The sequence below is a fragment of the Agrobacterium sp. Ap1 genome (assembly GCF_017313375.1).
GTDB lineage: Bacteria > Pseudomonadota > Alphaproteobacteria > Rhizobiales > Rhizobiaceae > Neorhizobium > Neorhizobium cellulosilyticum.
The window spans coordinates 15881-39984 of record NZ_JAFLMY010000034.1; the positions used below are offsets into that span (position 1 = coordinate 15881).

At 59.1% G+C, this 24104-nt stretch carries 20 protein-coding genes and 1 pseudogene; 10 read left to right on the forward strand and 11 right to left on the reverse strand.

What is annotated here, in order from left to right:
• The 7 genes from JZX87_RS28870 to bglB form a co-directional block, all read right to left on the reverse strand.
• Positions 1-1098 carry an ABC transporter ATP-binding protein gene (locus JZX87_RS28870; RefSeq protein WP_148144124.1) on the reverse strand — a complete coding sequence of 366 codons (1098 nt, stop codon included), beginning with the start codon at positions 1096-1098 and terminating at the stop codon, positions 1-3.
• A 9-nt stretch (positions 1099-1107) separates the two neighbouring features.
• Positions 1108-2160, reverse strand: a complete 1053-nt coding sequence (locus tag JZX87_RS28875) for a carbohydrate ABC transporter permease (protein WP_148144123.1) — start codon at positions 2158-2160, stop codon at positions 1108-1110.
• A complete protein-coding gene (locus tag JZX87_RS28880; RefSeq protein WP_206829287.1) occupies positions 2160-3164 on the reverse strand; it encodes a carbohydrate ABC transporter permease in 1005 nt (334 codons plus the stop codon). Before JZX87_RS28880 ends, JZX87_RS28875 begins: the two co-directional genes overlap by 1 nt.
• Before the next feature lie 211 nt (positions 3165-3375).
• Complete coding sequence (locus tag JZX87_RS28885) at positions 3376-4644, reverse strand: ABC transporter substrate-binding protein (RefSeq protein WP_183688469.1); 1269 nt, start codon at positions 4642-4644, stop codon at positions 3376-3378.
• A gap of 50 nt (positions 4645-4694) precedes the next feature.
• The gene (locus tag JZX87_RS28890) at positions 4695-7175 is read right to left on the reverse strand and encodes a hypothetical protein (RefSeq protein ID WP_206829289.1); all 2481 of its coding nucleotides are present in this window, start codon (positions 7173-7175) and stop codon (positions 4695-4697) included.
• A gap of 14 nt (positions 7176-7189) precedes the next feature.
• Complete coding sequence (gene kduI, locus JZX87_RS28895; protein WP_206829291.1) at positions 7190-8026, reverse strand: 5-dehydro-4-deoxy-D-glucuronate isomerase; 837 nt, start codon at positions 8024-8026, stop codon at positions 7190-7192.
• Entirely contained in the window at positions 8026-9117 is a 1092-nt protein-coding gene (bglB, locus tag JZX87_RS28900; protein ID WP_206829293.1) for a beta-galactosidase BglB, read from the reverse strand. The genes kduI and bglB overlap by 1 nt, the downstream gene beginning before the upstream one ends.
• 145 nt (positions 9118-9262) lie before the next feature.
• On the opposite strand from bglB, the gene JZX87_RS28905 reads away from it, so the two are divergent.
• Positions 9263-10312 carry a LacI family DNA-binding transcriptional regulator gene (locus JZX87_RS28905; RefSeq protein WP_206829294.1) on the forward strand — a complete coding sequence of 350 codons (1050 nt, stop codon included), beginning with the start codon at positions 9263-9265 and terminating at the stop codon, positions 10310-10312.
• Between the two features lie 305 nt (positions 10313-10617).
• Positions 10618-11306 (forward strand): annotated as a pseudogene (locus JZX87_RS28910) (IS5 family transposase); the annotation flags it as partial.
• Positions 11307-11577: 271 nt separating this feature from the next.
• On the opposite strand, the gene JZX87_RS28915 reads toward JZX87_RS28910, so the two are convergent.
• The gene (locus JZX87_RS28915; protein WP_148144116.1) at positions 11578-13443 is read right to left on the reverse strand and encodes a TRAP transporter large permease; all 1866 of its coding nucleotides are present in this window, start codon (positions 13441-13443) and stop codon (positions 11578-11580) included.
• A 78-nt stretch (positions 13444-13521) separates the two neighbouring features.
• Positions 13522-14580: a LacI family DNA-binding transcriptional regulator gene (locus JZX87_RS28920; protein ID WP_148144115.1), complete on the reverse strand. Its 1059-nt coding sequence runs from the start codon at positions 14578-14580 to the stop codon at positions 13522-13524.
• A gap of 100 nt (positions 14581-14680) precedes the next feature.
• Here JZX87_RS28920 and JZX87_RS28925 point away from each other — a divergent pair, with 100 nt between their 5' ends.
• The 4 genes from JZX87_RS28925 to JZX87_RS28940 all read left to right on the forward strand — a co-directional run bounded on the left by JZX87_RS28925 (position 14681) and on the right by JZX87_RS28940 (position 18865).
• The gene (locus JZX87_RS28925) at positions 14681-15703 is read left to right on the forward strand and encodes a TRAP transporter substrate-binding protein (RefSeq protein ID WP_148144114.1); all 1023 of its coding nucleotides are present in this window, start codon (positions 14681-14683) and stop codon (positions 15701-15703) included.
• 75 nt (positions 15704-15778) lie between these two features.
• Positions 15779-16318 carry a VOC family protein gene (locus JZX87_RS28930; RefSeq protein WP_183688461.1) on the forward strand — a complete coding sequence of 180 codons (540 nt, stop codon included), beginning with the start codon at positions 15779-15781 and terminating at the stop codon, positions 16316-16318.
• Between the two features lie 7 nt (positions 16319-16325).
• Positions 16326-17597: a ribulose-bisphosphate carboxylase large subunit family protein gene (locus tag JZX87_RS28935; RefSeq protein WP_206829297.1), complete on the forward strand. Its 1272-nt coding sequence runs from the start codon at positions 16326-16328 to the stop codon at positions 17595-17597.
• The gene (locus JZX87_RS28940) at positions 17594-18865 is read left to right on the forward strand and encodes a four-carbon acid sugar kinase family protein (RefSeq protein ID WP_206829298.1); all 1272 of its coding nucleotides are present in this window, start codon (positions 17594-17596) and stop codon (positions 18863-18865) included. Before JZX87_RS28935 ends, JZX87_RS28940 begins: the two co-directional genes overlap by 4 nt.
• A gap of 33 nt (positions 18866-18898) precedes the next feature.
• Here JZX87_RS28940 and dld read toward each other — a convergent pair whose 3' ends face one another.
• The gene (gene dld, locus JZX87_RS28945) at positions 18899-20638 is read right to left on the reverse strand and encodes a D-lactate dehydrogenase (RefSeq protein ID WP_206829299.1); all 1740 of its coding nucleotides are present in this window, start codon (positions 20636-20638) and stop codon (positions 18899-18901) included.
• Positions 20639-20790: 152 nt separating this feature from the next.
• On the opposite strand from dld, the gene JZX87_RS28950 reads away from it, so the two are divergent.
• From JZX87_RS28950 to JZX87_RS28965, 4 genes are all read left to right on the forward strand, one after another.
• Complete coding sequence (locus JZX87_RS28950) at positions 20791-21186, forward strand: VOC family protein (RefSeq protein ID WP_206829300.1); 396 nt, start codon at positions 20791-20793, stop codon at positions 21184-21186.
• A gap of 40 nt (positions 21187-21226) precedes the next feature.
• Complete coding sequence (locus JZX87_RS28955) at positions 21227-21748, forward strand: hypothetical protein (protein WP_206829301.1); 522 nt, start codon at positions 21227-21229, stop codon at positions 21746-21748.
• Positions 21745-23310 carry a GMC family oxidoreductase gene (locus JZX87_RS28960; RefSeq protein ID WP_206829302.1) on the forward strand — a complete coding sequence of 522 codons (1566 nt, stop codon included), beginning with the start codon at positions 21745-21747 and terminating at the stop codon, positions 23308-23310. Before JZX87_RS28955 ends, JZX87_RS28960 begins: the two co-directional genes overlap by 4 nt.
• Before the next feature lie 99 nt (positions 23311-23409).
• A complete protein-coding gene (locus JZX87_RS28965; protein WP_206829304.1) occupies positions 23410-23793 on the forward strand; it encodes a ribbon-helix-helix domain-containing protein in 384 nt (127 codons plus the stop codon).
• A 104-nt stretch (positions 23794-23897) separates the two neighbouring features.
• Here JZX87_RS28965 and JZX87_RS28970 read toward each other — a convergent pair.
• On the reverse strand, positions 23898-24104 hold a 207-nt coding region (locus JZX87_RS28970; RefSeq protein WP_206829307.1), incomplete at its 5' end, for a hypothetical protein.

Here is a 24104-nt window from a genome sequence, read left to right on the forward strand (position 1 = left end):
TTACGCCCCGCTTCCCGGATGGGTGAACAGGCGGTGGCCATTGTCATCAAATACATGCAGGACCGGTTTCGACAGGTCGAAATGCACCCTGTCGCCCGCGTTCAGCTTCTGCTGGCCCGGCAGGACCGCCAGCAGCTTTTCGCCGCCGATATCGCCATGCACAACGGTTTCCGATCCCAGCGCCTCGACGAGATAAATCTTTGCCACCGGATGTTGCGGATCGTTGCTGACGACCAGATGCTGCGGCCGGACACCAACCGTCACCTTGTCGCCCACATGCAGCTTCGCATGCCCGGTCTGCAGGTCCGCACGATAACCACCGGCGAAGGACAATGTCGCCGAACCGGCGGACACGGCCAGCACATCAGCCTTCAAAAAATTCATGTGCGGCGCGCCCATAAAGCCCGCCACGAACCGGTTTGCCGGCTCGTTATAAAGCTCCAGCGGCGTCCCCACCTGCTCTATCTTGCCGGCCCGCATCACCACGATGCGGTGCGCAAGCGTCATCGCCTCCACCTGATCATGGGTGACATAAATCATCGTAGACCCCAGCCGCGCATGCAGCGCCGCCAGTTCCGCACGGGTCGAAACACGCAGTTCGGCATCAAGGTTGGAGAGCGGCTCGTCCAGCAGGAAAGCCGTCGGGCGGCGCACGATTGCGCGGCCGATGGCGACACGCTGGCGCTGCCCCCCGGAAAGCTGCCCCGGACGACGGTCCATATAGGCCTCAATCTCCAGCATGCGCGCGGCTTCGTTGATGCGATCTGATATCTCCACCTTCGGCATGTTGGAGTTTTCCAGCCCGAAGGCGAGGTTCTGGCGCACGCTCATATGCGGATAGAGCGCATAGGACTGGAACACCATGGCTAGCCCACGATCGGCCGCCGTCACCTCGTTGACGCGCTTGCCGTCAATCTGGATTTCGCCGCCCGTCACCTTTTCCAGCCCGGCAATGGTGCGCAGAAGCGTCGATTTTCCACAGCCGGACGGGCCGACAAAAACGACGAATTCGCCATCCTTGATATGCAGGTCGATGTCTTTCAGGACCGCGAGTGCGCCAAAGGATTTCTTGACGACGGTGAGTTTGATTTCGCCCATCGGTGTCCCTTACTTCAGGCCGGTGCCGGCAATGCCGGTGGTGATGAAACGCTGCAGGAAAATGAAGACCAGCACGACCGGGATCATGGTGACGACGGTCATCGCCAGAATAAAATGCCATTGCACATTGAGTTCGCCGGAATAGATGCTCAGGCCGACCTGCAGGGTGTAAAGCTCACGCCGCGACAGCACGATCAGCGGCCACAAGAAGTCGTTCCAACGCCAGACGACCGAAAAGATCGCCAGAACCGCCAGCGCTGGCGCCGTGAGCGGTAGCACAATGCGCCAGTAGATTTGCCATTCCGACGCCTTGTCCATGCGCGCCGCGTCGATCAGTTCGTCGGGAATGGTCAGCATGTATTGCCGCAGGATGAAGACGCCGGTCGGCGTCGCCACGGTCGGCAGGATGACACCCCATAGACTGTTGAACAGGCCGAGTGTCGAGATGATCGAATAAAGCGGCACCATGATCACCGACAGCGGCACCATCAGCGTCGCGAGGATGACGAGCATGGCGAGCGAGCGGCCCTTGAACTCGTATTTAGACAACGCGAATGCCGCCATGGAATTGACCACCAGCGTGATCACCGTTGCCACCACTGTCACGAAAACCGAGTTCCAGAGATAGCGCAGAAAATCGAAATGCACGAAGGGTTCGGTATAGTTTTCCGTGGCGAACGACATTGTGCGCACCGGGGCGCGGTCGTTGATGTTGACCTTGAAGATCTCGCCCGGCGCCTTGGGATCGACCATCTGCGCCACCAGTCCGATACGCCGCACTTCGGCGAGAACCCGCGTCGAACCGTCCGGCATCTTCGCGTCATAGAGCATCAAAGGCTTGTCGTAGCCTTCGACGGTCGCCTGACTGGTGACATAGGGCAGGATCGATGGCGGGAATTCTGCCAGCGCGGCCGGGGTCTTCAGCGAGGAAAACACCAGCCAGACGGCAGGGCCGAACATGATGATCAACCCGCCGACCAGCCAGACCCAGGTAAAGACATCGGTCCAGTGCCAGCCCTTGCCGCCTTTCCGGCGCAGGATGAAACGCGCAACCTTTCCCATCAGCGTTTCCCCTTGTTTTCGCCGCGCTTGCCGATGCCGAGCTGGATCAACGTCAGCACCACCAGCACACCGCCCATCAGGATGGAGGCGGCGGCCGCCAGACCCGGATTGCGCAGCGCCGAGGCAAAGCCGGTTTCATAGATATATTGCGTCAGGAACAGGGTACTCGTGCCCGGCCCACCGCCGGTCAGCACGTAGATTTCGTCAAACACCTGCACGGACTTGATCAGCGCCAGCACCACGACGACCAGAAGGTTCGGTGCCAGAAGCGGCAGGGTGATGCGCCAGAAGACGCGCGCCGGCTTGGTGCCGTCCATCTCCGCCGCCTCATAGAGATCTTTCGGGATCGCCTGAAGGCCCGCCAGAATGATCAGCGCGTAAAACCCCATATGCGCCCAGAGCGACACACCGATCGTGGCGGCAAAGGTCCAGCTGCGGTCGGTCAGCCATGTGTATGGGTCCATGCCGAACTGATAGAGACCAAAATTCAGGAGGCCCTGACGCTGCAGAATCCATTTCCAGATCAGTCCGACCACGACTGGCGACAGCAGCACGGGAAAGAAGAATACGGCGCGCCAGAATGACCGGGCGGCAAGTTCGCGGTTGAGGATCAACGCCGTGATCAACGCCGTCAGGATCATCAGCGAAACCTGCAGGACCACGAACCAGAACGTGTTTCCGACGGCGGTCCAGAAGGCATCCTCCTGGCACGACATCGGATCGAGATAGTTCTGGCATTCGAACAGGCGCGAATATTGCGCGCCGCCGATGAAGTCGCGTTCGGAGAGGAAAAAGGCGGTGCCGCCGGTCATCGAGTAGACGAAGTTGATGACGAGAGGCAGCAGCACGAAAATGCCGAAGATCAGCATGTTCGGCGCGAGGAAAAACGCCGCCATGCCACCGATGCCGGTCGCCTTTTGCAGGCGGCGCAGCGGCGCATCGATGATGCGCATGATGGTGTTGATGGGTGCCATCAGGATGGCGGAGAGAGATGGTGTGGTCATGGTCGTGTCTTCTCCTCCATTACCGTCGAATTTTGTCGTTTCGCCACCTCCAAAATGGGAGGGCATATGAAGCCGGGACAGTGCGCCCAGCCGATCTCCCCCCTTGAGGGGGAGATCGAAGGGAGCAAGAGGCACTGCCTCACCTCCATCTGCAAAGGCCCTCGGCCTGCGGAAAGATCAGCGGGGCGCAGCGCCTCAACTTCAGCACTAACTACTTGCCCGCATCCTTCACCTTCTGGGCGATATCCGCATCGATGCGCGTAAACGCATCATCGATCTTCAATTCACCCGCCAGCGTCTGGCCGATGCGGGTAACGATCGCCGCATAAACCGTGTCGGACCAGCGCCAGCCCGGCAGTTTCAGCGCCGCTTCGGATGTTGTCTTGGTGGATTCCACGAAGACATTCAGCGCGGCCTTGGCCTGTTCATTGTCCGACTTGAAATCGAGACCACCCTTGTCGACCACCGCCTTGTGGCCGGGCAGGAACAGCGTGCGTTCGGAAAATTCCTTGACGATTTTTTCCTGCGCGAACCAGTCCATCACGGTGGCGACGTCCTCCTGGTTCTTGGTGTATTTCACCGCCACCAGAGCGGCACCACCCGGCATGCCGGTGCAGGCGGCCGGGCCGCAGGGGCTGCCGACCGCAACCCAGTCGAAGTTGTTACCGATCTTGGTGGCAAGGTTTGCCACCTGCCAGGAACCGGAATAATAGAAGGCGAGCTGGCCGTTGATGAAATCGTCGGCCGCAGCGCGATAAGTGCTGCCGGCAGCGGACACCCAGACATCCTTGCTGACGGTGCCGTCGTCAGCCCAGCCGACAAATTTGGTGAGATAGTCCTTCGCACCCTTGTCGAGCGGTGCCGGCTTGCCGTCGGAGCCCACATAATTGGCGCCATAGGAAAGAAGCGGCGCGGTGATGCGATGGCCGGAGCGATCGATCGCCATGGCGAACGGCACCTGTTGGCTTTCCTGCACCTTCTTCGAGGCGGCAGCCCAGTCTTCCCAAGTCGCCTTCGGACCGGGGATCGGCACGCCGGCCTGATCGAACAGGGTCTTGTTGGCATAACCGCCGGTCAGGGTGATCTGCGTCATGAAACCGGAAATCTGGTTGGAACCGTCCGGCCGCATCCAGTCCGCCTGGCTGCCAAAATTGTCGTCCCAATATTTGGCGTCCTTCACCAGCGGGCGCAGGTCCAGCCAGTGTTTCGACAGTTCCTTGATGGCGGTGACGCGGGCGATATCCGGCCCGTTGCCGGCTTCCAGCTGCACCGGCAGCTGTTCCTTGATGACGCTATAGGCAACATTGTCGAGAATGACGTTGATGCCGGGATTTTCCTTCATGAAACGCCCGACAAGGTCTTTCATCACCTCGCCTTCGACGCCATCGGAATACCACATGATACGCACATCGCCGGCATGGGCCGCCGTCGAGGTGAGAAGCGCGAGCGCAAGGCCCGCCACAAGCGATCTGGTCTTCATGCACGTTTCCTCCCATTGTGGACAATGCCTCCCAACCCGTCCGGTGACGACTAGACGCCAAGCAAGATTGCTTCGCCCCTCACGCTGTAATCCGTCCGCGTTATCACGCGGCCTTCAGCCTCCACGGAACCATCGGCCCCGAAACGAACGCTACCATATTCCGGGTCTTCGACAATGATGACACCATCCGGCCCATGTTCGGCGGCCAGATCGCCAAACCGGCTTTCCACCGAGGTCAGATCGCCGGCCTCGCAGACACGCACGATCCAGCGGGTTTTCTGGCCGAATTGCCGCAATTCGGCACCGGCCGAAGGGCCATCATCTGTGGCGTGAAGATTGGAACCGGCTCGTAAAAGCACGGCCCCCTCACCCGAACGGGCAAGTGCCAGACTGCCCGAAACGCGGCTTTCGTCGAACTCGGCCTTTGGGAACCAGGCATGGGTAAAATCCGGCTGTTCCTCATAAGTGGTGAATTCCACGACGGCGAGGCCGCGATATTGCTGCACGCGAGGAATGGTGCCGCAACCTCCCCAATAGGATGGACGCCCGTAACCGAACTGGATCGTTTCGCCCGGATGGTTGATCCAGATCGCCGCTTCCGGCTTGTCACCAATGCGCAGATGCAGCACGGTTTCCTGATATCCCCATTCGTCCCAGCGGTAATGCACCGTCGATCCCATGGCGAAATTTTTGCCCTTGTAATGATAAAGCGCCGCAAACGCGTTTTCGCCCTGCGCAAACCGCCATTCCTGATGGTCGGCGCCCTTGTGATCGGCAATTGCTGCAAATTCATCGGGGATGACCAGCCCATGGTCGCGCAGGCAGACAGCCATCTGCGGCAGGCAGTGCACGCGGCGGCCATAAAAACCCTTGCCCCAGAGCAGGCGGGCAACCGCCGAAAGCTCCAGCGAACGACCGGCGCAGAGCGTATGTTCGTAGGACCGCCCCTGCGCCGCTGTCACCATGCCATGATGCGCCGAACGGGCGATGATTTCGGCCAACCGCACGATGCCGGCCTTGGCGCGGTCAGCGATATCCTTGTCCGGAGACAGGGCTGCCAGCGCCGTCAGGCCTTTCAGATCGATCGGGAAATAGGGAGCCGAGTTGAACTCGGCCATCTCCCAATGCTCGAAATGGTCGAGCCATGCCCGCACGCGCTCCGCGCCAACCTTTGCCTGCTCCGAACCCTTGCGGCCGGAACGGACAAAAGTCGCTTCGGGGAGCAGATGACCGGCGAGATATGCGGAGGTATGAAACAGCAGCGCATGGTTTTCCGAAAAATACCACTGCACGTCATTGCCCGGCTCATCCATCCAGTAACGATAGTTCAGGATGGCGGCGTCGATGCGGGCGCGCGTCTTGTCGTTGATATCGCCGCCCCATGTCGTGCGCGACCAGATCAGCGGAACCAGCGAAAAATCGGCGCAGTCATGGCAATCCTCGATTGATGACAGGATTTCCTCGATCATCGCATCGGTGTCAGCGCCACCACGGCCACTGGCCAGCCGGGCAAAGGCGCGCACCGTATCGCGCTCGGAATAATTGGACACCTCGGTCAGCGTTTCCGTGATCCGCTCGGAGAGCGACGCCGAGGCCTCACCCTGACGCGCCGCATGGCAGATTTCCACGCCGACCGACCGCGAGGCGACAAAACCGCGGGCATTCAGCGTCACGCGCAGATGGCGGAAATCGGCAGGCGCGTTTTCCGATGGCCCGACATTGAGAGTGCCGACACCGGCCGGAAGCTCGAAATCGTAATCGAAGCGTTCCCGCGACATGAAATCGCCTTCGATGGCGACATTGACCTTGGCCTCCACCGGCAAGGCCTTGGCAAACAGCACGGTGATATCACCACCGAAATAGTGCTGGCGATCGAGATGCATGCCGTCCAGCGCTTCTTCCAGACTGTCCGCCACGGCTCCCGCGACCGGAACCGGCAGGGCAACATTGGCGACGGGGCCGGAAAGATAATCGAACTGGTAGAAATAACGGGCATCACGTTCGGCGAGATCATCGAAGAAAAGCACGATCTCATTAGGGCCGGCGGTCAGCTCCAGTTCGAACTCCTGCTTGGCTTCGAGATTGCGGCTATAGGGCGCCATCCAGCCCACTTCCGAACTGTTCAACCAGAGCACGGCGCCGCCGCAGGTGCCGAGCCGGATCTTTGCAGTGCCCGCCGTCTCCGCTTCGATATAGGTGCGCGTCCATGTGGCGAGCCGCGTCGGGCGGAACCAGAAACCGGAAAGGTCGAGCCGTGGCGAGCCGAAGGGCAGCCACCAGCGCGATGCCTCGAATTCACCGCGCACATCCGGCCTTTTACCGCGATAGTTTTGTGCAAAGATGGTGCGGCAGGGATATTCATGCGGAATGAAGTTCTTCACCTTGGTGAGGAAGAAGAAGGGGTCCATCTCGCCCTTCATCGGCGCGTCGGGCACGTCGAACCGTTCCTCGGCGATGCGACCAAGCTGCCAGTAGCGAACGGCATCGCCCGGCTTCAATGTCTTGCGCATCCAGTTCTGTTCCGGGTTCATCTTCGCCTGCCGCCTTATCTGAGTTCGCTGAGGGCCACCGGGGCCACGTCGTTATATTCCTGGTTTTCGCCGGTCATGCCCCAGACGAAAGCGTAGCCATCGGTACCCGCGCCCATATGGATCGACCATGCCGGCGACAGCACCGCATCGAGATCCTTGACCAGCAGATGCCGCGTTTCCTCCGGCCGCCCCATCAGGTGGATGACACGCTCTTCCGGTGCCAGATCGAAATAGCAGTAGGCCTCCATGCGCCGTTCATGCAGATGCGGCGGCATGGTGTTCCACACACTGCCCTTGGCAAGATCGGTAATGCCCATCAGAAGCAGGCAGGAAGGCGCCACCTGCGGGTGGATATACATCCGCAGGTTCCGCTTGTTGGAGCGTTTCGTATCGCCGAGATCGAGCGGTTTCGATTCAGCCCGTTTGATCAGCAGATGCGGGATATCCGCGCCTGCCGGAACCGAATTCATGTAGAACCGCGCCGGCTTATCCACCGAATGACTGGCGAGCGAAATCTCCCGCGCACCCCGGCCGATATAAAGAATATCGCGGTTTTCCAGCTCGAATTCTTGGCCATCCACCGTGATCGTGCCGCTGCAGCCCAGATTGGCGACGCCCATTTCGCGCGCCGAGAGAAGATAAGGCGTGCCGATATCCTTGCCCGAACCAAATGTCAGCGTCGCATCGAGCGGCACTGCGCCGCCGAGGATCAGGCGATCGACATGGGTATAGGTGAAACTCACCTCACCCGGCTGAAAAAGGTCCTCGACCAGAAATTCCTTGCGCAGCCGCGCCGTATCAAAACCTTTGATGTCATCCGGACCGGCGCCATACAGAACCTTCATCACCATCAAACCTCTCCTTCGACATGGCGCAGCGCCTCGGACAGGCACAGGATCGCAAGCGCCTGTCCGTAACCGGTCGGCTGGATCGGGATGTCGCGATAAAACTGCAGGTCGTGGCCCATGCGGGTGCCGTAGGAAACATTCAGCACGGTGCCGGTCTCATCGATATTGGCCAGCAGCGCCTCGACGGCCCGCAAACCAGCCTCGCGCCATTCCGGCGTGCCGATACCCAGCCGATGCCCCTTGAGCAGGCCATAACCAAAACCGGCCGTCGCCGAGATTTCCTCATAGGATGTCGGATCGTCCAGCAGCGTGCGCCATGCGCCGGATGCCGTCTGCAACTCGAGGAGCGCATCCACCTGCGCCACCAGAACGCCGGTCAAAAAGTCCTTCACCGCCGCCGGAATATCGGCGAGATCGAAAAGATCGAGCATGCCCGCAGTGATCCAGGCATTACCCCGCGCCCAGCGCGCTTCCGCAAAATTATGATGTCCCTGAAAGGTCCAGCCATGAAACCACAGGCCGGTCTTTTTGTCGGCGAGATAACGGGTATGGACGAGAAACTGCTTTATTGCCTCATCGACCAGTTCGGTGCGGCCACTGGCCTGACCATAGGAAGCGAGGAACAAAGCCACCATATAAAGCGTGTCGTCCCAAAGCTCGTCGTCATTGACCTTGTCGGAGACGTGATGCGCAAAGGTGCCTTCCCGCGTGCGGTCCATTTCGGTCACCGCGCGGTTCGCCCACGCATCCAGCACCGGCTGCCAGCGCGTATCGCGGGTTTCGCGCCACAAAACCGAAAGGCCCAGCATCGGCGCCGTCGTATTGACGTTGAGTTTCGGCAGGCCAGCCTCGATGCGGGCGGCATACCAGTTCTCGATCAAAATCTTGAGGTCGTCGCGACCTGTGAACTGCCACAGCCGGATCAGGCCATAAAGACCAACGCCCTGCGGCCATTCCCAGCTGTCGAAGGAAATGTAATCGCCGGCCGAACCATCGAGATTGGGTTCGTGAAAACGACCGTCATCGCGCAGGCCGGTCATGCCGGTGACGAGCAGATCGAGTTTGTCACGGATATGCCGGGCAGAAAGGCCCATGCCAGTCTCCTCCTCATCCGGCGCCTTGCGGCACCGGCTCCTCCAATCCGCTTCTCCCGTGCGGTGACGGGATGTAAACATCGGATTTGCGATTGCGCAATCTGAAAATTTTTTGCAGTCTGGTGACGATTACTGGAGAGGACCGATGGCAGACGCAGCACTTCCCAACAAACGCGGCAAGAAGAGCCGGCGTGTGCGGCTGGAAGATATCGCTGAAAAGGTCGGTGTTTCACTCAGCACAGTGTCGCGCGCCCTGACCGGTGAAAAGGGTGTGCGCGACGATATCCGCCAGCGTATTCTGGAAGCCGCAAAGGACGCCAATTACCCGATGCCGGCACCCGTGCCAGGCAAGAAGATCGTCATTGCCGCCTCGAGTGCAGCCATGATCGATTACGTGCGCAACCAGTTCACCCTGCATGTTCTCGAAGGTGCCCGCGACCGCGCAAACATGCTCGGCCTCGATATCATCACCCGCCCGATTGCCGATGCCAACGACGAACGTTCCGTCCTCGACGAGGCAGGCAGCGATCCCGACGTGACCGGCCTGTTGTTCCTGACAGTGGACGACGAACGCATGCTGGCCGCCACCCGCGCTTTCGACAAGCCGGTCGTGCTGATCAATGGCGACGATCCGCATATGCGGCTGTCGAGCGTCACCCCCTGCAACCGTTCCGCCGCGCAAATGGCCACCGACCGCCTGCTCGATCTCGGCCACCGCCGCATCCTCTTCCTCATGCGCCCCGGCCGCCGCACGATCGAGCGCCGTCAGGAAGGTTTTTGGGATGCCTTGCGCCACCGCGGCATCACCCCGACACCGGACATGACCGTCACCGTCGACGACTGGTTGCCGGAACTGGCGACACAGGCGATCACCGAGCGTATCGCCCAAAAAGGCCTCGATTTCACCGCCATTCTGACGGCCGGCGACAGCCTTGCGGCCGGCGCGATGATGGCCGTGCAACAGGCCGGTTACAGTGTGCCAGACGATGTGTCGGTGATGGGCATGGACGACCTGCCACAGGCCGCCTTCCTCAACCCGCCGCTGACCACTGTGCATATCCCTATGCGCGAAATCGGCATGACGGCGGTCGACCTGCTGCGCGACCTCTGTTCCGGCGTGCCGGCTTTGTCACGCCGCATCGAGCTTGCCTGCCATGTGGTGGAAAGACGATCGGTCGCCGCAACTAACTCCTAAGCGTACTGGAGCTTTTCGGGCGACCCAGCTGCCAGGAGCAATGCCCGTATTCCGGTACCACCAGATGACATCCCCGATGAGGATAGAAGCGCAATTCTGTCTTCAGGGACTGGCTTCCGCTCTTCACACCGTCACCTCCCAGACGACGGGGATGTGATGGGAATCGAACCTTTGAACTATTTATTTGTCATGACTGGGAGGCAAGTGAGCGGTCCCCAGCTCAGAATTGCGAGATATCTTAGGGTAGTGTCCTCATAGAGAGGGTTCATCTTGTTGACTGGGTGTGGTCACTCTCCTGGAATGAGATTTCTATGCGCCATCACGAACTGAACGATGAAGAATGGGCCGTTATCGCGCCGCTACTTTCGACCAACAGCCGTGGAGTTGAACGGGTTGACGACTACCCGGTGATCAACGGCGTTCTCTGGCGCTTCCGGACCGGCTCGTCATGGCCCGTGCACCACGCTGTAACAATCGCTTTTCTCGCTGGCGCAAAGCAGGTGTGTGGGAAGCGTTATGAATGCGACATCGTAATGATCGGTTCCTCCTGCGTTCGTATTCACCAGCTCGGTGCCAACGCTAAAAAAGTGCACTGCCGATCCTTGCATGGGACGTTCGCGTGCCGGCCTGACACGCATTCGTCGATGCTGATGGCTTGCTGGTTCGGCTGGAACTGACGGCGGGTCAACCCGCAGATGCTCCCATGGCTGAAAAATTGCTGAGCGACCTGCAGCCAAAAACAACTCCTGGCTGACAAGGCTTACTACGCCAACGCAATTCGTAACGTTGCCAAGCAACGGAAATGCTGCGCGAACATCTCTGCAAAGACAAATCCCAAATAGAGTTTCAGTTTTAGCCGATGGGCCTATCGCTAGCGCAATCTCGTGGAGCAGTTCTCAACCGCCTTAAGGAGAGGCGAGGCTTGGACGCACGATATGATAGGCGGGCAGACGACGATCTCGTAGCGCTCAAGCTTGCAGCAACAAGGACATGGATCGCATCAGCTAATAACCCGCATCCTAGTGAGCCGAGCCCCGGTGGCTGCACTTGCTGCATTCAAACTTAGAACCTGATGAAGGTCTCGCGGGATGAAAAACACCGGCCCGTCATTGCATGACTACAATATGCCGAAGTTCGCCACGACCTGCGCTCGCAGCGATTACGGCTTTGGTTAACATAGCGTGCAATTCGCCCCCGTTCATCCCAACCAATCACCTCAACATCTAACCGTCTGCCTACATCGAAACACCACTTTACCCGCTCAGCTAGAGGAATGCGGTAGACAGAACGGGAAACACTGCGATCAGGAAGAGACCAATGAGCAGCGCGCCTATATAGGGCCAGATTGCCTTCATTGCTTCGTCAGGTGCAACGCCCCCGATCTTGCAGGCAATATAGAAACCGATGCCGATCGGCGGCGCGATCAATCCGACATTCATCGCGGTGACGACGACCATGGAGTAGTGCACGTCGTTGATGCCGAGGGTTTTGGCTATCGGAAACATGATCGGTGCCATCAGCACGATCGCCGGAAGGCCTTCCAGCACACAGCCCAGCACCATGAAGATCAGGACAGTCACGCCCATGAATGTGAGCCAGCCGCCGGGAAGGTCCGTCACCGCTTGCGCCAGCTTAAAGGCGAAGCCCGTCTGGGTGAGTGCCCACGCCATTGCCGAGGCGCAGCCGAGAATGATCAGGATCGCGCCGGACAAGGCCGCAGTCTCGACTAGCATGCTGTAGAGTTTCTTGAAGCTGATACCGCCATAAAGTGTCGCACCGATAATCAGTGCATAGAGGACAGCTATGGTGGAGACTTCGGTTGCAGTTGCGACGCCGCCGCCGACGGCGCTGCGGATGAGGAACGGTAAAAGCAGGGCCGGCGCCGCGATGACGACCGCCTTCCAGACCGTTTTGACGGATGCTCGCCTGACACCTTCCATCGATTCATGCCTTGATTTCCATCGGGCAAGAACGGCCAGCACCAGCAGCAGGACCATGGCGATGGCAAAGCCGGAGGTGAACAGGCCGGCAATCGAGACACCTGCGGTCGAACCCAGCACGATCAGCACGATCGAGGGCGGAACCGTCTCTGCCATTGCAGCGCCGGTCGCCAGTAGCGCGATCATTTCCGGCGGCTTGTGGCCGCGCCGTTTCATCTCCGGAAACAGCGCCGGCGCGACCGTCGCCATATCGGAGACTTTGGATCCGGAAATGCCCGAGACGAGAAACATGGAACCGAGCAGGACATAGGACATGCCCGCCTTCACATGACCGAGCAGCGAGGCAAGCACCTCGACGATCGCCTTGCCCATGCCCGTCGCATCTAGCACGCAACCAAGCAGGACGAAGATCGGAACGGAAAGAAGGATGATGCTGGACATGCCCTCATCCATGCGTCCGATGATGACGAAGGTCGGCATGGAGGTGGTGAAGGTCAGAAAGGACAGCGCACCGAGACCGAAACAGAAAGCGATCGGCACGCCCATGGCCAACAACAGGCCCACACCGAAGACGAGGAAGACGACGATATTCCAGTTGCCGAAATAGGCGAATACCGGCTCAAGCGCAAAAAGTGATCCTCCGGCAGCTCCAACAACAACCGCTGCGCCGATCAACATCCGGGCGTTACCGATGCGGACGCCGTGGAGGATGACAGTGGCCAGCATGAGCGTCAACCCGACGGGCAGTGCCGAAGCGCGGTAGCTCATCGGGATCAGCAGGGACGCAGATGTGACATAGCTCTCCTCAATCGCGTAATCGAATGCGGGATAAAGCAGACTGCCCAGGAAAACGGCGGTGAGAAGCAGACCGATCGTCGCGACGAATGCCTGTTTCCGTTCATCGAGGAGATGCAGAAAGACCGTCAGGCGCAGATGTTCATGCCGGTCGATGGCGATTGCGGCACCAAGCATGGCAAACCAGAGAAACGCGAAGGATGCGCTTTCATCCACCCAGATAAGCGGCGAGGAGAACACATAGCGTGCGGTCACGCCGACCAGCAGGATAGCTATGATGAATGTCAGCAGAACCGCACAGATAATCTCGACCGGCCGCATCCAACGCGAGCCCGGCACCGACTGCTGAAGCTCCATCGCCGGCAGGTCGTCCATCACTTCGGAACTCATCGCCATCTCTCTCCTCCTCAATGGCAACCGGATCACCAACTCCACCTCCTCCAGGCCGAGCGGTAATCCGGGTCTAGTACAGGTTCACGGCAGGTTCTCCCGGAAGATCACCTCGCTGCGCAGCGGGTCGATATCCTCTTCGGCAGGCCTACCTTCTCGTAGATTGTTGAAGACCCGGATAGCGCGATTGATCGTCTCGCCGGGGTTCTGGGTAATCACCGCATCCATGGTGCCGTCGATCAGGAATGCGCGGGTATCCGGCGTCAGGCCATGACCGATGAAGACTAAGGATTGCTCACGACGCGCATCCCTGATTGCCTTGCCGACACCGCTCGCACCGCCACCAATATTGTAGATGCCGGCAAGATCCGGATGCTGGCTCAGCAACATTCGCATCTGCCGGTAATTGAGCGCCTCGTCGTCATGCCCCTCACGGATGCCGACGACCTCGATATTCGGATGGCGTTCCTGCAGAACATGAAGGAAGCCCATCTCGCGTTCCTCATGGGCCCGGTAACTCAGGCTTCCAGCGATCATGGCAACCTTGGCCGGTGCATTGCCGACGAACCGCGCGATCAGATATCCGGCAAGCCGCCCGATCGACCGATTGTCGAGACCGAGATACATCGAGCGCTGGGCATTGGCGATGTCGGAGATCAGCGTTACAGTCGGCACGCCCTTTCCCGCCAGACGATTGACCGCTTCGCGCACCGTCGGATGTTCTAGCGCCATGAAGGCGATGCCGTCGGCGGATTTTCCATGCCTCAGCATTGCAGCGGCCAGCGCATCTGGGCTGAAGCTCTTGATGTATTCGACTGTCGGCTTGATGCCGTTCTTCTGGAAAAGCGGTGTCTGCTCGACAACCAGTTTGCCGAGATGAGTGAGATAGCGGTTCGTTCCGGCCGGAAGCAGGAACGAGATATTTGCCGGCGAGGTCACTGCCGCCTCCCCCAGCAGATCGCCTTCGACATATCCGAGTTGCGCGGCCGATCGCATCACGCGCTGCACCGTCGGCGCCCGAACACCCTGGCGCCCATTCAGCACACGGTCGACGGTCGCCGTCGATACACCGGCATGTTGGGCAACATCGACAATCGTCGGGCGCCGACTGATTTCAGACTGTTCGGTTGATTCTAGCAGCATCGAAACACATCAAATTACATCAGATTTCATGTTTGACTTCATCATTCATATGATTGATTTTCGTCAATGGGAAGAGACTTTTTCATAAGGGAGGGAATAGATGAAAACGACATTGAGCCGCCGCACGCTCCTCAAGGGGCTGACCGCTGCGCCGGCAGCGGGCGCCGTATTTTCAATTCCGCGCCTTGCCGGAGCAGCTGAGATTCAGCTCCGCTATGGCAACAACCTACCGCTCAGCCATCCGCTGAACATCCGCGCCAAGGAAGCAGCCGACCGGATCGCAAAGGAAACCGACGGCAAGGTGGAAATGCTGATCTTTCCGGCAAACCAGCTTGGTGGCGACACCGATATGCTGTCGCAGGTTCGCGGCGGCGCGCTTACCTTTTTCACGCCTTCCTCGCTCGTCATCGCCACGCTGGTGCCGACCGCTGCTCTCAATGCCGTCGGCTTCGCCTTCAAGGATTATGCGCAGGTATGGAAGGCGATGGATGGCCCGGTCGGCAAGCTCGTGCGCAGCAAGATCGAGGGCTCGCGCCTCTACGCGCTGGAAACCATGTGGGACAACGGCTTCCGCCAGACGACCACCAGCGGCAATGCGATCACCAATGCCGATGGCATGCAGGGCCTGAAGATCCGCGTGCCGGTAAGCCCGCTTTCGGTCGACATGTTCTCCGCACTCGGCGCGTCGCCGACCAGCCTGCAGTTCAGCGAAGTCTATTCTGCTCTGCAGACAAAGGTGGTCGATGCTCAGGAGAACCCGCTACCGATCATCCAGGTCGCGAAGCTCTATGAAGTGCAACAAAACTGCGCGCTCTCCAACCATATCTGGGATGGCTACTGGTTCATCGCCAATGGCCGGCAGTGGTCCGATTTGAAGGACGACGTCAAGACGATCGTGGCGCGAGCAATCAACGAGGCCGGACTGCAGCAACGCCAGGATATAGCCACTCTAAATGCGGGCGTGCAGGCAGATCTCGAGAAAGCCGGCATGAAGTTCAACAAGGTCGAGACGGAGACATTCCGCGCCAAGCTGAAGACGGGCGGCTTCTATTCCAAGTGGAGCAAGGAATTCGGCGACGAAGCCTGGGGCGCGCTCGAAAGTGTCGTCGGCTCACTCGCCTGACCTTGAAATATACGGCGGCCGGCGAACACCTGCCGCCTCCATCAATTTCAATCAGAATTACGAGCAAGACATCAGATGAGCCGTTTTTTTGGAAAGATCCGCCAGGCGGGTTATGTCGTGGATGATATCGAAGCGGCAATGCAATACTGGAGCGATACGCTGGGCGTCGGTCCGTTCTTCTACAAAGAGCGGGTTCCGATCGTGAACTACCGCTATCGCGGTGAAAGCCACGAGCCGCACAATTCCGTGGCGTTGGCCAATTCAGGCGAGCTACAGGTCGAGCTGATCCAGACCCGCAATGACGTGCCTTCAATGTACAAGGACTTTCGCGACGCAGGACATCGCGGCCTTCAGCATGTCGCTTACTGGACGGACACCTTCGATGCAGACCTCGATCGGCTGACACAGCAGGGCTACAAGGTGGTGATGGAAGGCGAAGTCGGCGAGAACGGCCGCTTCGTCTATTTCGATACGCATTACCATCCCGGCACCGTCATTGAACTGTCGGAAGTCGCAGGTCCGAAGGGTCGCATGTTCGACGCGATACGCAAGGCTTCGGAAGATTGGGACGGCAGTGTCCCGGTTCGTCCCTTCCCCGACCTCTCGAAGATTTGAGGCTCCCGTGACGGATACGCATTTTACGGCGGATTACCTGATAGAGACACCGCTTCCACTCGAGAAAGTGGCGGAGATCATGGCCGGGGAGCAATCTTCTGGCACGTTCATCCGTGTCGAGGGAGAGACGGACGATCTGCGCGCCCGCGCGCGTGCGGAGGTGCTCGAGGTGGTCGATTTGGGGGAGATCGGCCACCCGACACTGCCGAGCGCGTGGCTTATTCGCCGCGGCATCACCACCAGGCCGCATCGAGCAACCGTCAGTATCCGTTTTCCGATCGACAATATCGGCGTCAATCTTGCGGCACTTGCCTCGACGGTAGCCGGCAACCTCTACGATCTCGGCGAGGTCACAGGCCTTCGGCTAGAGAATATAACTCTGCCAGCCTCCTGGCGCCGACGATACCTCTTGCCGAAACAGGGCATTGCCGGCACCCGCAGGCTGACGGGCGTTTCTGAAGGACCGATGATTGGTTCGATCATCAAGCCAAATGTGGGATTAACCGCTGAAGATACGGCAGGGCTGGTCGGTCGGCTCTGCGATGCCGGCGTCGATTTCATCAAGGATGACGAGATTTCCGCCAATCCGGTCCACGCCCCCCTGAGCAAACGCATCCCTGCAGTCATGGCAGCGGTCAAACGCGCTGAGGACAGGCTCGGACGGCGCGTCATGATCGCCTTCAACATCACCGACGAGACGGATGCCATGCGCCGCCATGCCGATCTGGTCTCAAGCGAGGGCGGCACCTGCGTCATGGCCAATCTCAACTGGTGTGGCTTTTCCGCAGTCGAGACGCTTCGGCGTTCGACCGATCTGGCGTTGCACGGCCATCGCAACGGTTTCGGCGCCTTGTCACGCTGCGATGTTCTCGGCATCGGCTTCGATGCCTATCAGGTCCTCTGGCGATTGGCCGGCGTCGACCACATGCATGTCCATGGGCTCGACGGCAAATTTGCCCAGGAAAACAGGGAGGTCATAGAAAGCACGGCCATGTGCCTGAGCACACTCGACGATCAGTCCGACGACCGCGTGCTTCCCGCCTTTTCGTCGGGCCAATGGGCTGGCACAGTTCCTGTCACATGGAAAGCGGCGGGCGGTGACGACTTCCTGTTCATGGCAGGCGGCGGCATCATGGGTCACCCGAGCGGCCCTGCTGCGGGCATCGAAAGTATCCGTGCAGCCTTTCATGCCATGAAGAATGGCAAGACGCTCGAAGACGCCGCCGACACGTCGGAACCACTTCGCAAGGCTCTGGAGTTTTTCGGTAAGGCCGCATGAGTGTCAACTTTAACGCTCCCTTCTACGGCTGGTATGGCGACGACTTCACCGGCGCCACGGATACGCTGGCGACACTGTTCAGCCGAGGCGCGAAGGCATTCCTTTTCCTTGGCGTCCCTTCGTCCCGCCATCTCGCGATGGCTGGCACACTCGACGCCGTCGGCATAGCCGGTTCGGCGCGCGCCATGACGCCAGCCGCAATGGAAGCCGAGCTCCGCCCGGTCGGACAATTCTTTGCACGATCGGGCATAAAAATGCTGCACTACAAATGCTGCTCCACCTTCGACAGCGCCAGGAATGTCGGCAATATCGCAACAGCAATGACCGTCCTGCGCGGCTTCGTCGATCAGCGGCAGGCCGTGATCCTCGGCGGGCAGCCGTCCCTTGGCCGTTATTGCGCATTCGGAAATCTCTTTGCCTCGATCGGAACGGAGGCAGCCATTCATCGCCTCGACCGCCATCCGACCATGAGCCGGCATCCTTCGACGCCGATGGCGGAAGCGGATCTCAGGCTTCACCTGCAGCAGCTTGGGGCCGACGCAGTCGGACTGGTCGACTGGACCACGCTGGAAAACGACCGGCTTCTCGCCAGTGACGAACCGAACATTCTCTTCGATGTCCTCACGCAGAAGCATCTTGCAGCGATCGGGACTGAACTGAAACACCGCGCGCGGCAGGGTTCACTCCTTGTCGTCGGCGCAAGCAGCGTGGCGGAAGCCGTTTACGGCGACAGATTATCCCCTGTTGTCGAGCCACAAACGACGGTCACTGGGCCGGTGCTTGCCATCGCAGGTTCGCTCTCGCCATTGACGCGTCGACAGGTCGAGGCTGCGACATCCTTCATCCGCATCAGCGCCGATGCCGGCAGGCTCGTCGAGGAAGAAAGCTATCGGGAGGGTATGGCGACGCGGATCGGCTCTGCGCTCAGGGACGAGCGCAATGTGCTTCTGTCGACTGCGCCGCAGGATCCGGCTTCGATTTCCAGTGCCGATACGCGGCTGGCTCAGACGGTCGGTCGTTTTGCGGACCGACTGCTGAGCGAAGTCCCGGTCCGACGCCTGATTGCGGCGGGAGGCGATACATCGAGCCAAATGGCGCAAAACCTCAACCTCTGGGGCCTCGCCTATGGCGGTCAACTTTCGCCGGGCGTCTCGCTTTCTATCGGCCGCAGCGACGATCCGCAGCGAGACGGGATAAGCCTGATGCTTAAAGGGGGACAGATGGGAAGCATCGATCTATTCGACAGGTTTGCCGCTGGTGTTGCGTAAGCACTGGTTCACGATGATTAGTCGCGCAGCACATCAATTGCACACCATCGCCTTGTCGGCCGAGGACTGGGTGCCATCACCGCATTGGCAGGTCTCCCGGTAAAATCGGTTCCGAGAGGTCTTCCCGATACCCGGATTGAAACTGTTAGTCGGATCAAGTGATCTGTAGTGCTCCGCCAGTGCCGGCTTGGCGCGGTAGATATGCCCGACATTGTGCTCGGCAGGATACTCCGCACCGCGCGCATCGAGGCGCTCCAGCATCATCTCCTTCAGTCGTTTGACGTCCGTTCCTGGCTTGACGATGTAATCCTGATGCAGGACGTGGCAGAGGAAATGTCCGTAATAGAGCTTCTTTTCGATATGCCGGTCGATTTCGGCAGGTAGCTGCTCAAACCATTCGGCGTCATTGCGGCGCAGTGCGATGTCGAGCGCAAGAACATTCTCTCGCTGCAAGCCGTGAACCGCAGCGTCGCGGATGGCGGCACCCGCTGCAGCGAACCTATGCAGCATCGCCTTCTTGCCTTCCTCCGCATCGCACAGAAACCAGGAATTAGGGCCTACATTCCTGTTCAGCGCCTGTTCCACCTCTCCTGCCATATGTCCTGTGATTTTCAGAATGAGGTGATGCTCGAAAGCCTCGCGATATGCGAGAATCCGCTTGGGCAACGCTTCGGGCAGAAGATCAGCGAGCCCTTGAAGCAGACGGTCGGCAAGATTGTTGGGCAGAAAGGATGCTTTAGCCAGCCACGCATCCATCGCACCTTTCAGAGCAAAGAATGTAGGAAGACGGTCTGTTCCCCACCGGTCGATCATCAGCAATGTGTCTTTGCCATATCGCCGGGTCACGTCAAAACAGTCCCGATGCAGGTATTCGCCACTGATCGGAAGCTCGGAGAACTCCGTCAGCAGACTGCGCCGCAGCCCCGTCAACGCGGCGGCGTCATTGGTGCCGATATAATAGACGCGTGTATCGGCATCGACCGGAAACGTATCCAGTCGCACAGCAAAAACGGCAAGTTTCCCGGCTGATCCTGAAGCTTCGAACAGGCTGCGGGGATCCGCGTTGAACCGTGCCGGCGTAGAAGCATCCACATCGCGAACCCGTGAAGCATAACCGTCATCGGAAGCACGGCCTTTGCCTTCGACGATCAGGGACCGGTCGATATGACCACTGTCCAGCCTTCCAAGCATCTCTTCCGGTGCATCACCAAGGTCGATGCCAAGATGATTGACCAGCCGCAATTCGCCCGCTTCGGTCTTTTCTGCATAAAGCGAAAGCTCGCTATAAACCGGGCCACGCCGAACCAGCGATCCGCCTGAATTGTTGCAGACGCCACCGACGATCGACGCCCCGATGCAGGATGAACCGATCACCGAATGCGGCTGACGGCGATAGCCTGCGAGAAGCTTCTCCAGCCGGAACAATGTGCCGCCCGCGTGGCTGACGATCTGACGCCCTTCATCCAGCACATGTATCTTGTCGAGCCGAAGGGTGGAGATGATGACCACACCGCGATCATAGCTGCCTTTCGGGGTCGAACCTTCCGTCAAGCCGGTATTCGCCGCCTGCAGGATGACGATGCAATCGGCAGCGACCACCGCCTGCAACACCCTCCACATTTCCACGAGACTACCGGGGATCGCGACAAGGATTGCCTCCCCTTCGCCCGAGCGAAACCCTTTGCGAAAACGCTCTGTCTGCCGCTCTCCGGTCAGGCAATGCCGTGAACCGACGATATCGGTGACCGTTCGTATCAAGGCATCGTGCTTCATATCCCCTCCAAAGGTGAAAAATACGGCGAGTCAAGATCGCTTTTTCTAACGCAACCATAACCTCTGGCAAAAATGCGAAGGTAGTAGCAGAATAATACCCGCCCTTCTTTTCCATCTCTATAGTCCATCAAGGAGAGAAGAGAGGGAGGAGCATGGCGAAATTCGTCCACAGCATGATCCGGGTACTCGATGAAGCCCGGTCGATTGATTTTTATAACCGCGCGTTTGGATTGAAGGTCGCGGAGCGGCTCGATTTCGAGGGATTTACCCTCATCTATCTGTCCAATGCGGAAAACACGTTCGAACTGGAACTGACAGTCAACAAGGACCGCACGGAACCTTACGAAACAGGTGACGGCTACGGCCATTCCGCCTTCGTCGTGGACGATGTCGATTCCGAACATGCCCGGTTTGAGGAGGCCGGTTTTTCCCCGCGCAAACTGGTCGACTTTCAACACGAAGGCCGCAAGCTGGCGCGCTTTTTCTTCGTCCAGGATCCGGATGGATACCAGATAGAGGTCTTGCAGAAACAGGGAAGATATCGCTGACGGCGAACTGAAATATCGTTTTCATTAGGGGAGGAGAACCATGAAAACCACAAAAAGACGGCTGCTGATCGGCAGCGCGACGGCCGCTGTAATGGGATCATCGATCGCTAAGGTCGCTTTTGCCAAGTTGCCACTCGAACCTGAAAAGGATCAGGCGAGCTACAAGACGCTGGTGCACATGATCCGTGTCATGTTTCCGCACAAGCGTTTCGGAGATGGTCCCTACCAGCGCACCGCTGATGCCGTTCTGGCCGCAGCCGGCAAGACGCCTGCAGATAAAGTAGCTTTCGCGGCAGCACTGCAGGAAATCCAGGTGAGCGGCTTTACCGATCTGGATGACAAGGCCGCTCTCGCAAGGCTGAAAGCCATCGAGGACACCGATTTCTTCAAGCTGATCAAAGGCACGACTGTCACCACCCTTTACGACGATCCCGAAGTCTGGGGCCTGCTGGGCTACGAGGGACCGAGCTTCGACAAGGGCGGCTATGTCAACCGTGGGTTCAATGATCTCACCTGGCTGCCAGAACCACGCATCGAGGAATATACGGGAGCAGGTCAATGAAACAGATCGCAAAGGACGAAAAAGCCGTCATCATCATCGGCTCCGGCGCGGGCGGCGGAACGCTGGCTTACGAACTGACCAAGGCGGGCATTGCCTGCGTCCTGCTTGAGGCAGGCGCCCATCTGAAAAACGAGGATTACCACAACAACGAGTGGGAAGCCTTCAAGCAGATGGCGTGGCTCGATCCACGAACCACCAGCGGCTCTTGGCGGATCGCTACGGATTTTCCGGGCCTGCCGGCATGGATCGTCAAGGCAGTCGGCGGCACGACAACACATTGGTCCGGTGCAACGCCGCGCTTCAAGGATTATGAGTTCATGGCACGCACCACCTATGGCGATATCGAGGGCGCAACGCTTCTGGACTGGCCGATCACGCTCGAGGACATGGCGCCGTATTATGACAAAGCGGAAATCGCTATGGGATCGACCCACCGTCATGGACGCCCGGCTTTGCCGGCCAACAACAACTACAAGGTCTTTGCCAACGGCGCCGAACGGGTCGGCTACAAGCTCTATGCAACGGGTCCATACGCGACGAATGCCGAGCCTTACGACGGTCGTCCCGCGTCGATCCAGGACGGGTTCAACTTCCAGGGCGACAAGAGCAAGGCGAAGTGGAGCATTCTCGTCCGCGAAATTCCCCGCGCCTTGGAAACAGGCTTGCTGGACCTGCGCCCGGAAAGTCATGTCGTGCGCATTACCCACGATGCGTCCGGCAGGGTCGATACCGTGGTGTATGCCGACAAGAGAGGTGCACTGCACGAGCAGGCGGCGCATATCGTCTGCGTCGCGGGGAACTCCATCGAGACGGCGCGGCTTCTTCTCCTCAGCGAAAGCAACCGCTTCTCAAAGGGCCTTGCCAACAGCTCCGATCAGGTGGGACGCAACTATATGCGTCACCTGACCGGCTCGGTCTATGCGCGCTTCGACAAGCCGGTTCACATGTTCCGCGGCGAGACCATGGCCGGCATCATAGCCGACGAAGCGGTTCACAAGCCGAGTCGCGGCTTCGTCGGCGGCTATTACATGGAAACGCTGTCGCTCGGCCCGTCCTTCCTCGCAGCCTTCGCCGAGCCGGGCGCGTGGGGGCCTGATTTCGCCGAGATCATGGATGCCTATGACAGGACGGCCGGCATGTGGATCGTCGGAGAGGACATGCCACAGGCCAGTAATCGCATCACGCTGTCCGATACGGTCAAGGACCAATGGGGACTGGCAGCCCCGAACGTGCATTTCGACGACCACAAGAACGACGTGGCCATGCGGAATTACGCCTACGAGCACGCCCAGAACCTCTATGCAGCCGTCGGCGCGATCGATTCCCATCGCACCCCTCCCTACCCTTCCACCCATAATCTGGGCACATGCCGCATGAGCGAAAAGGCGGAGGACGGCGTCGTGGACCGCTGGGGCAAGGCCCATGACATGCCGAACCTGTTTATCTCGGACGGCTCGGTAATGACGACCGGCGCGGCTGCCAACCCGACACTGACGATCGTCGCTCTTGCCATACGTCAAGCCGAACACATCGCCAGCGAACTGAAGAAGGGCAATCTCTAAGTCGGACATTGAAACCAATAGGGGCCGCGCGTAGCGGCCTCTTTCCCGTTCGGCGCTCTACGTGATCGCTATCGCCAGGAGCAGGCAGGAGGATTTTTCATGTGCAGATTGTTCATCGGCGCCAACTCTCATCTTTGGGAGAGCCAGACGCGCTCCATCCGCATGGACGGCATGGTGACCAGCGTTCGGCTGGAGACCATGTTCTGGACTGTTCTCGAGGAGATTGCCGCCAAGGACGACATGAACGTTCCTCAGCTCCTGCACCAACTCTACAACGAGTCGATCGACGAGGGGCACGATCTTGGAAACTTTACCTCGTTTTTGCGCGTATGCTGCCTGCGCTATATCGATCTTCAGTTAAAAGGCCTGCTGGCTCCCCGCGGCCAGGAAAATCTTCTTTCGACCAACGAGATTCTGTCTCTGGAAGCAAGCATGCGCGGAAGCTCTTCCGAGAAGCTGACGACCTCCGACATAAAACATTGACGATTTGGATGACGACGATCAAGACAAGCTCGTGTCTGGATTTCAGCGCCTGCCACAGGTCAATATGACAAACTGGTACCTGTGCGGCTCAGCTTTCGAGGACGCTATCTGGATTCGACAGAAGAATTTGGTTTCTTCTTCAGGATTTGAACCGTCGCGAGACTCACTCTTGAAATTATGGTACGTGGGACGGCGACGTTAGCATCGTCAGCGATATCTTTTGGGTTCCAATGGTTTGATTTGGTTGCGGGGGCAGGATTTGAACCTGCGGCCTTCAGGTTATGAGCCTGACGAGCTACCGGGCTGCTCCA

Excerpts from the sequence above, each read along its gene's own strand:
- JZX87_RS28870 (WP_148144124.1), bottom strand. The coding sequence starts at position 1,098 with ATGGGCGAAATCAAACTCACCGTCGTCAAGAAATCCTTTGGCGCACTC.
- JZX87_RS28875 (WP_148144123.1), bottom strand. The coding sequence starts at position 2,160 with ATGGGAAAGGTTGCGCGTTTCATCCTGCGCCGGAAAGGCGGCAAGGGC.
- JZX87_RS28880 (WP_206829287.1), bottom strand. The coding sequence starts at position 3,164 with ATGACCACACCATCTCTCTCCGCCATCCTGATGGCACCCATCAACACC.
- JZX87_RS28885 (WP_183688469.1), bottom strand. The coding sequence starts at position 4,644 with ATGAAGACCAGATCGCTTGTGGCGGGCCTTGCGCTCGCGCTTCTCACC.
- JZX87_RS28890 (WP_206829289.1), bottom strand. The coding sequence starts at position 7,175 with ATGAACCCGGAACAGAACTGGATGCGCAAGACATTGAAGCCGGGCGAT.
- kduI (WP_206829291.1), bottom strand. The coding sequence starts at position 8,026 with ATGGTGATGAAGGTTCTGTATGGCGCCGGTCCGGATGACATCAAAGGT.
- bglB (WP_206829293.1), bottom strand. The coding sequence starts at position 9,117 with ATGGGCCTTTCTGCCCGGCATATCCGTGACAAACTCGATCTGCTCGTC.
- JZX87_RS28905 (WP_206829294.1), top strand. The coding sequence starts at position 9,263 with ATGGCAGACGCAGCACTTCCCAACAAACGCGGCAAGAAGAGCCGGCGT.
- JZX87_RS28915 (WP_148144116.1), bottom strand. The coding sequence starts at position 13,443 with ATGGCGATGAGTTCCGAAGTGATGGACGACCTGCCGGCGATGGAGCTT.
- JZX87_RS28920 (WP_148144115.1), bottom strand. The coding sequence starts at position 14,580 with ATGCTGCTAGAATCAACCGAACAGTCTGAAATCAGTCGGCGCCCGACG.
- JZX87_RS28925 (WP_148144114.1), top strand. The coding sequence starts at position 14,681 with ATGAAAACGACATTGAGCCGCCGCACGCTCCTCAAGGGGCTGACCGCT.
- JZX87_RS28930 (WP_183688461.1), top strand. The coding sequence starts at position 15,779 with ATGAGCCGTTTTTTTGGAAAGATCCGCCAGGCGGGTTATGTCGTGGAT.
- JZX87_RS28940 (WP_206829298.1), top strand. The coding sequence starts at position 17,594 with ATGAGTGTCAACTTTAACGCTCCCTTCTACGGCTGGTATGGCGACGAC.
- dld (WP_206829299.1), bottom strand. The coding sequence starts at position 20,638 with ATGAAGCACGATGCCTTGATACGAACGGTCACCGATATCGTCGGTTCA.
- JZX87_RS28950 (WP_206829300.1), top strand. The coding sequence starts at position 20,791 with ATGGCGAAATTCGTCCACAGCATGATCCGGGTACTCGATGAAGCCCGG.
- JZX87_RS28955 (WP_206829301.1), top strand. The coding sequence starts at position 21,227 with ATGAAAACCACAAAAAGACGGCTGCTGATCGGCAGCGCGACGGCCGCT.
- JZX87_RS28960 (WP_206829302.1), top strand. The coding sequence starts at position 21,745 with ATGAAACAGATCGCAAAGGACGAAAAAGCCGTCATCATCATCGGCTCC.
- JZX87_RS28965 (WP_206829304.1), top strand. The coding sequence starts at position 23,410 with ATGTGCAGATTGTTCATCGGCGCCAACTCTCATCTTTGGGAGAGCCAG.